This window comes from Mycetohabitans rhizoxinica HKI 454, from assembly GCF_000198775.1.
In the GTDB taxonomy this organism is placed as follows: domain Bacteria; phylum Pseudomonadota; class Gammaproteobacteria; order Burkholderiales; family Burkholderiaceae; genus Mycetohabitans; species Mycetohabitans rhizoxinica.
This window is the reverse complement of record NC_014722.1, coordinates 1,584,739-1,599,070: the sequence shown is the minus strand read 5'-3', so window position 1 is coordinate 1,599,070 and position 14,332 is coordinate 1,584,739. Positions and strand designations below refer to the sequence as shown.

2 protein-coding genes are annotated in these 14,332 nt (G+C 57.9%); both read left to right on the top strand.

The window, feature by feature from the left end:
- The first annotated feature begins 39 nt into the window (after positions 1-39).
- Positions 40-1,470, top strand: a complete 1,431-nt coding sequence (locus RBRH_RS07325; protein ID WP_232509279.1) for a cytochrome P450 — start codon at positions 40-42, stop codon at positions 1,468-1,470.
- A gap of 67 nt (positions 1,471-1,537) precedes the next feature.
- Positions 1,538-14,293 (top strand): SDR family NAD(P)-dependent oxidoreductase, encoded by a 12,756-nt coding sequence (locus RBRH_RS07320; RefSeq protein WP_013435478.1) that lies wholly within the window; start codon positions 1,538-1,540, stop codon positions 14,291-14,293.
- The last annotated feature ends 39 nt before the right edge of the window (positions 14,294-14,332 follow it).

The following is a 14,332-nucleotide window of genomic DNA, read 5'->3' as shown; positions in this document are numbered from 1 at the left end:
ACGGGGAATAAAATGAACCATAAACAAGATACGATCGCGTTGGCGCAGGCAGATGCGGGCATGGAAGCGCAACCTAGCCAGGTGGCGGTAAACGATCTCAAAATCGAGCGCAATGATCAGCCGGCCAACGTGGCGCGCCCGGTTGCCAAGAACTTGAAAATGAAAGACGGGTTTCCGGTCATGCCAGGCAAGATTCCACTGCTGGGCCATGTCCATAAGATCAGTCAGAATGCGCTCAGTGAGTTGCGCCAGGCCGAGGCGGTTTGCGGGCCGATGTTTTGGACTTATTTCGGCACTAAGCTACCTGTGCTGCAGATTATGGATGAGGATGGCCTGGCGATCCTTCAGAACAAGTACACTGACAACTCCTATCTGCGCGAACAGATGCCGGTTATCACCGGCGAGGCAATGAACGCCTTTGATGGTCAACGCCATCGCAATGCGCGTCGCGCTAGCATGGATGCTTTTACCCCGAAAGGGCTGACCCGCGCGCGAGTCGGCCAGTTCGTGGTGGAAACCATCGAGCAACGGCTCAAGCGCTGGACCAGCGAGCGCAAATTGGCGATTTTCCCAGAGACCAAGGATATTGCGCTGGAGGTGGTGTTCCGGATTATGGGCATTGAAACCCACGAGCTAGAGCAGTGGCGCCACCAGTACGAAGAGTTTTTTCTCGGCATGATCCCGCTGAAAATCAACTTGCCGGGCTTTCCTGCCTGGCGCTGCCGTAAGGCGCGCGGCTGGCTGGAGCAGCGGGTGTCACAAATCGTCGCCACGGTACGCGCCAACAACGACCGTGATAGCCTGGTCGGGGCGATGATCTTCGGTCGCGACGATAACGGCAACGGCATGTCTGAGGTCGAATTGGTGCACAACATCCTAGGTCTGGGTTTTGCCGGCTCGGAAACAACCGCCGCGGTGATGGCGTGGTCGGCGTTAATGCTGTCGCAGCACCCGCACGTCTGGCAACAGTTGTGTCAACAGGTCGCTGGCCTAGACAGCGTGCCTTATACCCATGAGGAACTGGTCAAGCAAGTGCCGCTGGCTGAAGCCATATTCCGAGAAACCTTGCGGCTCTATCCACCGGCGCCGTTTGAAATGCGCAAGGTGCATACCGAGTTTGAAATGATGGGTCATACGGTCCCTGCCGGTGCGATGGTGGGTGTCAGCCTGCTGCATGTTTCTCGTCATCCTGAACGCTACCCGGATCCGGATAGCTGGAGGCCAGAGCGCTGGCTGGGCATGGATCGGGCACCGAACCAGGTGGAAAGCTGCCAGTTTGGCGGCGGTCCTCACACCTGTCTCGGCCGTCATGTCGCCGCGTTGGAGATCACGCTGTTTATCGCGATGTTGGCTCGAGAGATGGGGCCCAAGGGGATCTCACCGCGTCTGGTGGGCAAGTTGCCGCCGCCAACCTACCTGCCGTTTTTGCGGCCTTCGAACAAGGCATTTCTCGACCTGACCGGTCGCTAACCGGACACGGGCGGGAAAGTCGCTTGGACACCGCCTGCCATATCCGCATTTGAGAGCGAAGAGAACAGTGGACAGTCAAATTAGGGTTCTACACCGGAAAATACAGCGCAAAGAAATCAGTGTCGAAGAAGCGGCCAGAGAGTTTGAAAAGATCCGGGCTAGCTATCGCCGTGACCAGGCGGAGCGGGTGATTCAAGCGCCACCGGCGATCGAGAACCCCATTGCAGCCGCTGTTTACCATTACGATGAGCGCTATCTCAAGGATCACCAGTTCAATCAGCAGCAGATCCTGTTGGGACTGACCTATGCCAGCTTGGCGCTGGAGTACGGCTTGGGCCAGCTCGCCGATGGTGAGGCGCTGCAACTGAAAAAGCTGACGTTTGCCGCGCCCGTCGCGCTGGCTGAAGGTGAGCAGCTTGAGGTGGCGATCCGCGCAACCCAGCGTGATGGGCGGGTCTTCGAGGCGGTATGCCGACATTCGCCGTCAGCGCCTTGGCAGCCTAAGGCGAGTGGTGAATTGTCGGCCGTGGCGGCCCAGCGGCGGCAGGTCGATCCAGCCGCGCTCATGGCGGGTATGACAGCGGTAGAGCCGCTGGCATCGATCTACCAGATTAGCGAGCAGATCCACATCGGCGATAGCTATCGGACCCTAAAGGCGCTTTACCAGCGGCAGGATGACGGCGAAGCGCTGTCCCGAATTACGCTGGCTGTCTCTGACGACGCGGAGTCCCGCCACTACAGCTTGCATCCGTTGTTGATCAACAGCGCCTTTTTGACTGTCATTCCGCTGCTGGCCAGCGAACAACTGGACAGCAATTTTATTCCGTTTGGCGTTAAATCGCTGGTCCTCCATCGTGGCCAAGCACCGGCAACGGGCTGGATTCATACCCAATTAGTCAAAAATTCTGGCGAGCTGGTGTTGTTCGACGCACAGCTGTACGGCGACGATGGGGTGCTGGTGGCCGAATTCAGCGGATGCTCGCTGAAGCGGCTGCGAGGCAGCCACTTGGTTGACGATAAAGCGCGGCGCGACAGTGACAGTGGCTGTAGCCGCGAAGGGATCGAAGACTACCTGTTGGCACAATTGCAAGCCCTCGGTGCCAAGCAAATTGGTAAAAAGCAGCGTCACCGCAACTTGATGGAATTGGGACTGGAGTCGCTGCAGCTGGTCAACTTGACGAGTCGGCTTGAAAGTGCTGCAGCGATCGAGCTGGAGCCGACGATATTTTTTGAATATCCCAGTGTGGCTGAACTGGCGACGTTTTTATGGCAGGAGTATAAAGCGGCTTTTACGCCATTATTGGCCGGGCGTAGCGAGACGACTGACGTTGCGCCGGTGAAAACAAGTGTTACGCCGGTGAAGGTAAGTGATGCTTCGCCGATTGCTGAAACTTGTTCCATGGACGAGTGTGTCGCCCACGATTCGCCCAAGGCCGTCAGCGGCGGTGACCGTCAGCAGGATATCGCCATCATCGGTATGCAGGGACAGTTCGGTGGCGCCGACGACCTTGACCAATTTTGGCAAAATATCTGGCAGGACCGTGAGCTGATCAAGGAGGTGCCGGCAGATCACTGGGACGTTGCGCCTTGGTTTGATGCTGATCCTGACGCGCATGACAAGACCTATTCCAAGTGGGGCAGTTTTATCGACAACGTCGATAAATTCGACGCCGACTTTTTTCATCTGTCTCGCCGCGAAGCCCAATGGATGGATCCTCAGGTGCGGCTGCTACTGCAGAGCACTTACGCTGCTGCCGAGAATGCTGGAGTAATCAGGCAGTTACGAGGCAGTCGTACCGGCGTATTCATCGGGTCCTGTTTCAACGAATACGTTGACAAGATCACCGAGCTGGGACTGCCGATGGATCCCTATATCGCCACGGGCAGTGGGGTGATTGCCGCCAACCGAATTTCATTCTGGTTCGACTTCAAAGGGCCGAGCCTGATGTTCAATACGGCCTGCTCGTCGTCGTTGGTGGCGTTGCACGCCGCCTGTGTTTCATTGCGCAACGGCGAATGTGAAATGGCCTTTGTGGGCGGCAGCAACTTACTGCTGTCATCCTGGCACTACCGGTATTTTTCTGCGATCCGCGCGCTATCGCCGACGGGACGCTGTCACACCTTTGATGCACAAGCGGACGGTTACGTACCAGGCGAATGCGTGGCGATGCTGCTGCTTAAGCCGCTGTCGAAAGCGTTGGCTGACGGCGATCCGATTCATGGGATCATCAAGGGTTCGGCGGCGTTGCACGGTGGCTACACGCCCTCACTGACTGCACCGAGCGTGGCCGGAGAGGAAAACGTGATCGTGCATGCTTGGCAAGATGCCGGCATTGATCCTCGTAGCCTCAGTTATATCGAGGCCCATGGCACCGGTACCAAGCTTGGCGATCCGATCGAGATCAATGCGCTCAAGCGGGCCTTTGCACGTTATACCAACGACCGGGGTTTTTGCCATATTGGCTCGGTGAAGGCCAATATTGGTCATACCGAGGGTGCGGCAGGCATCGCGGGAGTCATCAAGGTGCTGCAGCAGATGAAGCACCATAAGTTGCCGGCGTTAGGCCACTTTAAACAACAGAATCCCCACATCAAGCTTGATGATTCGCCGCTGGTGATCGATCGAGAAGGACGCGACTGGCCGGAGCAAAGCGCACCGCGGCGCGCTGGCGTCAGCTCCTTTGGTTTTTCTGGCACAAACGCTCATGTTGTGCTGCAAGAGTATCGTGAGCAGCGCGAGTTCGCCACGCACCAGGGCGAGAAGGTGCTGGTTCCGTTGTCGGCGCGCAATGCGTCACGCTTGAAAGAGCAGGTGGCGCGGTTACTGGCATACCTGGCGCAACACACGCCCGATCTTGCCGCTTTGGCTTACACGCTGCAAACCGGCCGGGAGGCGATGGCAACGCGGGCCATTTTCATGGTTGACAGCGTGGAGCAGTTACGGCGACAGCTGCAAGCGTGGATGGCCGGCGAGCCGGGCGTCGACTTTGGCATAGCCAGCATGACGGCCGAAGAGGCCGTGGCCGCTGGCGATATGCGACAGTTGGCGGCGCGATGGCTTGCTGGCGCTGAAGAGGCCGAAGCATTGGACTGGACGTGTCTTTATGGCGAGGGGCCGCGTCCGGCCCGAATCGGTCTACCGAGCTATGCATTCGCCAAAGAGCGGTACTGGCTAGATGCGCCGGCAGCTACCGTCGGACAAAGAGAAAGAGCAGTCACCGAAACGACAGTGGCCACCGAAACGACAGTGGCAACCTATACGGAGCAATGGCAGGAAGTTGATGAACCGGGGCCGGGCGCGCCGATCAAACGATTGATTTGCTTGCTGAGCGAACCTGGGCTGCGGCAGCAGTTAGTGCAGCAGGTCCGTGCGCTCAGTGCGCAAACCGAATTGATATTTATTGCGGCCGGTAATCGAAATGAACGCGATGACGATGGCCATTATCGTGTCGCAGTCGACGATCCGCAGCAGTTACAAGAAGGTCTGCAACACGCGTTGTCGGCTCATGGCGCTAGCCGAGTGCTCTATTTATGGAGTATGGACGATCGTCGCTGGATGATCGACAACAGCGCGATTGTCGCCCTGCTTAAGGCGATGGCTGCCACGGCGGCGCCAATCGACCGATTATTGCTGGCCGGCCGGGCTGGCGACGCGCTTGAGCGCTGTTATCTTGAATCTTGGATCGGCATCGAGCGTTCGCTCGGCGCAGTAATGGCGCATTGCCCCGTCGAAGTGGCGATTGATTTGCCGGATAACACCGGCGACGACAGTCGCTGGCTGCGCCGCCTGTGGCTGCAGCTTAGCGGCGACGCGGCGGGCGGCAGGCTATACCAAAGCGGGCGCACTTTCCAGTTGAGGCTGGCGTCGACTCGTGCAACCGCAGCTGTCGAGCCGCTGGCACTGGAGCAGATCAATACGCTGTTGATCACCGGAGGGCTGGGTGGATTGGGGTTGCTGTTAGCGCAAGACCTTTCAAGCCGGGCGAAGCGACGCAGCGACGGTCAACTCACTCTCATTCTAAACGGTCGTTCCTCGCTGTCGGCGGCCCAACAGGCGCAACTTGATAGCCTGCGTCATGATAAGTGCAGCATTTTCTATTTGCAGGCTGATTGTGCTGATCGTCAGGCGATAGCCGCTGCGCTGGCCGAGGTGCTGCCACAGAGCGGACCGATCGACGGATTGATCCATGCTGCTGGCCTAAGCGCGCAGGGCAGCCTGTTTGACAGTGCACAAGCTGATTTCGACGCGGTATTGCATCCTAAGGTCAAGGCCACGCTTGTGTTGGATGAAGTGCTGGCGGCGCAACCGCTGGCATTGATCTGTTATTTCTCGTCTAGCTCGGCGATGCTTGGCGATATGGGAGCGTGCAGCTATGCGATGGCTAATCGATTCCAGCAGGCCTATGCGCGTTATGCACAGGCCGGGCGTGCTCGGCGTGTCGTGGCGATCCATTGGCCGCTGTGGCGCAATGGTGGTATGGCAGTGGGCGAGCAGGCATCGACCGAGTTTTATTTGAAGTCGAGCGGTCAGCGCATGCTGGAAAACGCTGAGGGCCTGACGTTGTTGCAGCAGATTGTCGCCAGCGATGCCGATCACATGCTGGTGTTGGCTGGTGAGCCGGCGAGATTGCAGCAATTAGTGGACGGGATCAATGATCCGGCACGCAAAGCAACGGCTAACTCAACGGTTAAAGCAACGGCGGCCCAACCCATGAGCGAGCGGACGCGAAGCCGTCCGGAACTCAAAGGGCTGAGCGTAGAGCAGTCTCTGTTATGGGATTTGCGGGATTTGGCGAGCCGGCCGCTCAATGCCGAACGGCATACGCTTGGTGAAGACACCAACTTGGCGGACTTCGGCTTTGATTCCATTAGCTTGGCGGAATACGCCGGACTGTTGAGTCGTCACCTTAGCCTCAAATTGACCCCGGAGCTGTTTTTTAGCCATTCCACCCTTGCAAAAATCGCCGCCTATTTACTAGCACACCACCGGCAGGCGGTCGAAGCTTGTTATCGCGGTGAAGTGATCAGCGCAACGGAGCCGTTGCCGATACCGGCTCCTGTCGTCGCGTCAACATCGAGTGCCGACACAATCGCCATTATCGGGATCAGTGGCCGCTTCCCTGGTGCTCGCAATGCCGATGAGCTGTGGCGTGTGCTAGCCGAAGGACGTGACATGGTGGGCGAGATCCCGGCTGATCGCTACGACTGGCGCGATTATTATGGCGATCATCGCGAGGATCCCAGCAAGACGCGTTGTATTTGGATGGGCAGCGTGCCAGGAGTCAGTGAGTTTGATCCCATGTTTTTTGAGATCTCGCCCCGCGAAGCGAAAACACTGGATCCTAGGCAGCGGCTGTTGTTGCAGGAGTCCTGGAACGCGCTGGAAGATGCCGGCGTCGGCCCGCGTCACCTTGAAACGCAACGGGTGGGGATGTTTGTTGGCGTTGAGGAGGGCGACTTCCAGCGGTTGGCGAGCGAAGAAAGCCTAACCTCGGGCCATAATGGTATCTTGGCGTCGCGGCTCGCCTATTTTCTCAACCTGACCGGGCCGACGATGGCGATTAACACCGCCTGCTCGTCAGCGTTGGTGGCGCTACACCAAGCAGCGTTGAGCCTGCGTAATAACGAATGCGAGATCGCGGTTGTCGCCGGAGTTAACCTGATTTTCTCGCCGGACGCCTTTATTGGCATGACCCAGGCAGGGATGCTGTCACCGGACGGTAAATGTTTTGCCTTTGATCGCCGGGCCAATGGCATGGTGCCGGGCGAGGCGGTGTGCTGCGTCGTGCTCAAGCCTCTGAGCCGAGCCGAGGCCGATGGTGACCCGATCTACGGCGTCTTGCGAGGCAGCGGCATCAACTACGATGGCAAGACCAACGGTATTACCGCGCCAAGCGGCGCTTCTCAGCAGCGCTTATTGGAGGAGGTTTACCAGCGCGCGGGGATGAATACCGAAGCTGTCGAATATATTGTGACCCATGGTACCGGCACGCAACTGGGAGACCCGGTAGAAATTAACGCGCTCAACGACGCGTTCCGAGGCAACAAGCCAGGCCACTGCGCACTGACTTCCACCAAAACCAATCTCGGTCATACTTTTGCCGCGTCGGGCTTGGTTAGCGTCATTAGCCTGTTGCAGGCGTTCCGCCACGAAACCATTCCGGCCAGCCTGCACTGCGAGCAAGAAAACGACTATATCCACTGGCAGCAAAGCCCGTTTTACGTCAACAAAACGAACAAGGCCTGGCCGGCGGCGGGCCGCGACAGTGAGCGGTTGGGCGCGGTCAGCGCATTCGGCATGAGCGGCACGAATGCCCACGTTGTACTGGAAAGCTACAGTCGCGAGCGTGATGCGTCACCGTTCCGACGGCCCTGTTATTTGTTTGTCCTATCAGCCAAAACCGCTGAGGCGCTGAAAGAAAAAATCGAACAACTGAGCGCGGCTCTGCAGCAGGGCGGATACCGCGATAATCAGTTACCGTCGATCAGCTATACGTTGCTGGAAGGACGTCACCATTTTCGCCATCGCCTGGCGCTAGTGGCGGCGGATCTAGAAGAAGTGCTTTACACCCTTGCGCAATATCTGGCGGGCGAAAAGCGTCCCAACCTATTTGTCGGTGAGGTGGAGCGCGAGTTTTCTGCGCAGAAGACGATTGCGCGCTATATCAATCAGCTGCTGGACGACAGTCGCAATGCCAGCGAAGATGAAACCAGGGAGTTGTTGTTTGGCCTCGCGGACTTCTATCGCCAGGGCTACGACATCGATGGCCGGCGACTGTTTGGCGCGGCACAAAACGGTGCGCATAGCATGCCGCCGCGTTTGCCGCTGCCAGGCTATCCGTTCGCTCGCGAGCACTATTGGCCCGAAGGCCGTCGGCGCCAACGACAGCCCACGCTCGTGGTGAACCAGCCTATGGAACGGCTGCACCCGCTGGTGCATCACAACATTTCGACGTTGGCGACGCAGCGGTTTGTCAGCCGCTTTAGCGGTCGTGAGACGTTCCTGGCCGATCACCGTATCGGCGACCAGCTGATCTTCCCTGGTGCCGCGTACCTCGAACTGGCGCGTGAGGCAATCGTCAGGGCTAGCGAGCTGCCGCCGCAGCAAGTCACGCTACAGAACGTGGTATGGCTGCGGCCGCTGGCTTTTGCAGTCGGTGGCGGCGACCGTGACGTCGAACTGTACTGTGAGCTGGCCGTGAACGGCAACGACAGCGTGTCGTTCAGGATTTACAGCCTGGACGGCGGAACGCAGCAATTGCACGCCCAGGGCGACGCGCAGTTGGCGGCCGTCGCCGCACCGTTGCCGCAACCGGTTGACCTGGCGCAATGGGCCGCTCGGTGCAATGTCAGTGAGCGAAGCCATGACGTGCTGTACCACGATTTTGACACGATGGGCGTCCATTACGGCGTGACATTCCGCGCCGCCGGCCAAATCCGCATCGGCCGCGACCGGGTGATCGGCCGGTTAATCCACGAGGCGCTTGATCCCCAATTAGAGGGTGTTCTGTTGCCGCCGGGCGTACTCGACAGTGCGCTGCATATCGCAGCTTCATTGGAGAGCCGCCGGCAAGGCGCTGCCGAGCCGATGCTGCCTTTTGCGCTGGAAAGCCTACGGCTGTACGGTTCAGTGGAACAGGCGCTCAGAGCCGGGCCACTGACGGTTACCGCGGCTTACAGTGAAGCTCGGGGTGGCGGCGCGATCGAGAAAATTGACCTGCAAATTTGCAATGATGCAGGCCAATGTCTGGTTCAGCTAAAGGGTTTTAGCTCACGCAAGACTGGCGTTGAACCCCAACCGGCCCAGGCACCCGTCATGGCAGATAGCGACGAGGCGGCAGACAGCGACGAGACTTTGGGGCGCTTGATCCGGACGCCGTTTTGGAAACCCGTCGGCAGCCTCGGTGAATGGCTGCCGGCTGACGCCAAGCCACAGTTACTTTTGCTTGGACTGCCAGAGACGACGGTTAGCGAGATACGCCGGCAGTTTGGCAATCAGGTCAGCGTACTACCGGGTGCGCCAGGTGAAAATGACGCCGCGGCCTACCAAGCAGCAGCGCTGGCGCTGCTCGAGTGGCTACAGCGGTTGCTTAGCGGTCATGCCGACGGCTATTTGCAGCTCTTTGTGGGGCAGGGCCAGGACGATCTGCGCTTGACCGCACTGGATGCGATGTTGAAAACGGCGATGATCGAAAACAGCGCGTTGAAAGCTCGCTTGGTCGCGCTCGATCCCGAAATGGGCAATGATGCGATGGTCAAAGTGATCGTCGAGCAGAGCCGTTACCACAGCAACGAATTGGTGCGAGTCTTCGCCAACGGCAGCTTGTATAGCAGGCAGTGGCGTGAGCTAGCACCAGCGCAACAGAATGAGCAGGCGCCGTTGCGCGACGGCGGTATTTATGCAATCACCGGTGGCGCGGGCGGGCTGGGCTTGATTTTCGCTGAACATATCGTGAGCAGCTGTCGCAACCCGGTGTTTTACTTGGCAGGACGTTCAACCGTCAGCCAGCCGTTGCAACAAAAAGCCGATCGGTTACGAGCACTGGGCGCCCAAGTTCACTACCAGGCGCTAGACGTCGGCAACGCAGCGGCGGTTAGGCAGTGGATTGACGACATCTATGCCAAAGAAGGTTCACTACATGGGGTGATACACAGCGCGGGCGTCATCCGCGATAGCATGATTATTAATAAGCCTGCCAGCGAGTTTGAGCAGGTGCTTGCAGCAAAGGTGGCCGGTACCGAGGCGCTCGATCAGGCGATCAACGAACGTGCGCTGGACTTCTTTGTCTGTTGTTCGTCTCAGGCGGCGATGGGCAATCTTGGTCAGGTGGACTATGCCGCCGCCAACGCCTATATGGACGCCTTTATGCAGTACCGCCAAAATTTGGCCGGCGACGGCAAGCGCAAGGGGCGTTCACTGAGCGTCAACTGGCCGCTGTGGCGCGATGGCGGCATGAAGTTGGCGCCGGTGATCGAGCAACAGATGCGGCAACGGTTGGGTATCGTGCCGATGCCGGTGGAGGAGGGCGTCAAAAGCCTGTGGCAACTGTTGAACAACCCGGTCAGCGCTCAGGGTTGGGTGATCTATGGCGAGTCATCGCGGCTGACGGCCATTGGCCAGCCGGTGGACGCCAAACCGCAGGCTCCGGCCCAACCCGCACCGGCTGCCGCAACGGCGAGCCTCAGCGATAGCGAATTGAAAAAAAGGATTGAAGCCTTTGTCACGCGAATTATCGCCGACGTGGTCCAGATCGATACGGCGAAAATCCATCCGTCGGAGAAATTCGAGGTCTATGGCTTTGATTCCATCATGGCGGTGGGCGTAACCAATGAGTTGGAAAAATATCTCGGCTCGTTACCCAAAACCCTGTTGTTCGAGCATGTCAATATTGCTGGCATGGTTGACCATTTCGCGGTGAAATACCGCGACCAGTTTGTCGCGATGTTCAGCGCTAGCGAAGAGCAGCAGGAGACTTCGCGTGGCGTTCAAGTGTCAACCGTTGAACATCAAGTGCCAACCATGAAACAAAGCGCCGTCGAGCCTGCGTTAGCGCAGTCGTTGCCACTGAATCGTTTCGCTGCTGCTCATTCCAATGCCAACAGCCCAGCAGCGTCAAGTGGCACGTCCATTGGATCCGTCGCGCCCGTCGCGCCTGGCACGTCCGTAGCGCTAGGCACGTCCGTAGCGTCGGGTGCCTCCGGTGAGCGCGTCGAGGACAACGAGTTAGCGAACTATATCGCAGTGATCGGCCTTGGCGGTTATTACCCGGGGGCGGACAGCATCGATGAGCTTTGGCAAAACTTAGCCAATGGCGTTGACTGCATGAGCGACTTTCCGGCAGACCGGTGGGACCACAGCAAAATCTATTACAAGAACCGCAAGGTGCTAGGCAAGACCACCTGCATCAATGGCTCCTTCATCAAGGACGTTGACAAGTTCGACTACAGCTATTTCAAAATGCCCAAGGTCTATGCCGACCATATGTCGCCAGAGGTCAGACTGTTCCTCCAGGTGGCGGTGCATACCTTTGAAGACGCCGGTTACTCGAAAGAAACCCTGTTGAGCCGTTATAACGGCGATGTCGGCGTGCTGTTGGGCACCATGTCCAATGACTACCACTACTACGGTTTCGAGAGCAACGTATTCCGTGGCTCGATGGCTTCCGGGTCAGGCATGGCGACCATTCCGATGACGGTCTCTTATTTCTACGGCCTCACGGGTCCGAGCCTGTTTATCGATACCATGTGCTCGTCGTCCTCGACCTGTATCCACACCGCTTGTCAAATGCTCAAGCATGACGAGACCAAGATGGTGCTGGCGGGTGGCCTCAATTTGATGTATCACCCGTACACCACGGTGAATACATCCCAAGGCAATTTCACATCGATCACTTCGGAGTCGGTCAACAGCTACGGGGTGGGTGCTGATGGTACGGTGATTGGTGAAGGCATCGGTGCAGTACTACTCAAGCGTTTGGATCGGGCCATTGCCGATCGGGATCAAATCTATGGCGTCATCAAAGGCTCAGCGATGACGAATGCCGGCGAGCGTAACGGCTTCAATGTGCCTAACCCGGATTTGCAAACCCTGGCAATTCGCCAAGCGATGGATCAGGCCAAAGTGCATCCGTCTTCGATCTCCTATATCGAGGGCCATGGCTCTGGCACCAAGCTAGGGGACCCGATCGAGGTGTTGGGACTGAATAACGCGTTTCGCTGGGCGACTGACGACAAGCAGTTTTGCTACCTGGGTTCGATCAAGTCGAATATCGGCCACCTATTGGCGGCTTCGGGCATTGCCGGCTTGACTAAAACCTTGCTGCAGTTCAAGCATAAGCAGATTGCGCCGTCGATCCATTCGAGCCAGCTCAACCAGGATATCGACTTTGCTGATACGCCGTTTGTCGTGCCACAGCAGTTGATCGAATGGCGCCAGCCGGAGCGCATCATTAATGGTCGCAAGCAGGTATTCCCGCGTCGGGCGGGGCTTACCTCGATTGCTGCCGGCGGCATGAACGCCCATATGATCGTCGAGGAATACCCAGAGCCAGCGGACAGCGCCGGACAAATCTCAGAAGATCAGCTGGTGTTTGTCTTCTCGGTGCACAAGCTGGCGTTGTTGGCGCAGAACCTGACAAGCTTTAGGGATTGGCTGGCGAGCAGCGAGGCACCGCTGGCGCAAATCGCCTATACGCTACAGGTGGGCAAAAACAACCTACGCAACCGGCTGGCGATTCGCTGTCGCACCCGCCAGGCGCTGTCCCGTGCGCTTAACGCTTGTATTGACGGGCATTATCAATCCAGTGCGGACAGCAAGATCTTCTATCGCTTCCAGGAAAGCGACGCGGTACAGCCGCTGGAGTCCGACTTAAACGATCCGTTGGCGCCGCTGCTGACCCAGTGGCTGAACGGCGATAGCCAAGTCGATTGGGCCAGTCTGTATGCCCAACCGCCGGTGCGGATCAGCTTGCCGGCCTATCGTTTCGAGAAAACGCGCTGCTGGTACACCGAGGAAGGTTACGAGTCGTCGATCGTCAATCCGCTGATGTTTAAAAACAAGCTGCATCCACTGGTGGCAAAGAACTGCTCGACTCCGCAGCCAGGCGCGATATTCCGCACCGACTTCGTCGAAGACGAACTGCTGGATTACGTCTACAGTGGACGGGGCGGCCGGCGCTTGAGCGCTTTCAATTTTGCCGATGTCGCGCTGGCGATGCCGGCATTGGCGTCGCGGTTCGACGGCCGCACGCTGTCGGTGTCCTGTGCGTTCGAACACTATATCGCCGACTGGACGACGGTGACCGGACTGGAGTACCGGCTGTTCGAGATTGACAGCGAGCAACTGGAGCTAGAGTTTGATTTCCGTCGCAGTGGTGAACAGCCTACCCACCTAGGCTTTGCCGTGATCAATCCACTGACTAGCGACGAGCCGCCCCTACCGCAACAGTGGTTGGATGATGCCCGTGAGTTGCTCAATCGCCAGGCACTGCAGGCGGGCCGCCAGCTCAGCGCCGCCGAAGTCAGTCAGCGACTGGCGCAAGCCGGTTATGATTTCGCCCCTTATCTGGATCATGACGGCGAATTGACAATTGGCCGCAGCGGCTTGGTGCTGAAGGGCCGGCCGCCAGTTAACCGTCACAACCATTATGCTGACAACGTTCAGCTATCACCCTACCTCGCGACGACCATTGATAAAGCGCTCTACTTGTTGCTGGATGAGCTAGGGTTGCCGCAAGGCCGAGTCATTGTGCGTAATATCGAACGGCTTTGCTGCTACCACACGCCAGCAGGGGGCTTTTCCGTCGTGCTCTCGGGAATTGGGCTGAACGATAACGAACTATCGCTTAGCTTACTTGTGCTGGATGAGCGGGAGCAAATTTGCGTCAAGTTAGACAAAGTCAGCCTGTATCTTGGCAAACAAGAGGTAGCAAGTGTCGATCGAAAGCATTCCTTACTGACTGGGACAGTCGAAATGGCCAATATGCCGGCTGCTGTACTCGCCCGGCCGCTGCTTGAGCCCGCAGGCCAGCCGACTACAGCTAGGGTGGAAAAGCAGGAGGCTAAGCCGCAGGCCGATGATAGCGAAGCGGGATTTGGCGAAAAAATTCTTGCTTTTATCCAACAGGAGTTACAGGACAAGCTGGGCTTTGCGGCGCAAGATATCGGCGAGTCGACCCAGGTGCATGATCTAGGGTTGGATTCAATTATGGTCGTGCAGCTGACCGATAGCGTGAACAAACGCTTCGGTACCAAATTGATGCCTGATTTGTTTTATGAAAAGCAGCAGCTCGGCGAGTTGGTGGCGAGGCTGGAAGCCGCCTAAGGCGATTGACTGAATCTGACGTATCGACCCGGTACGCAA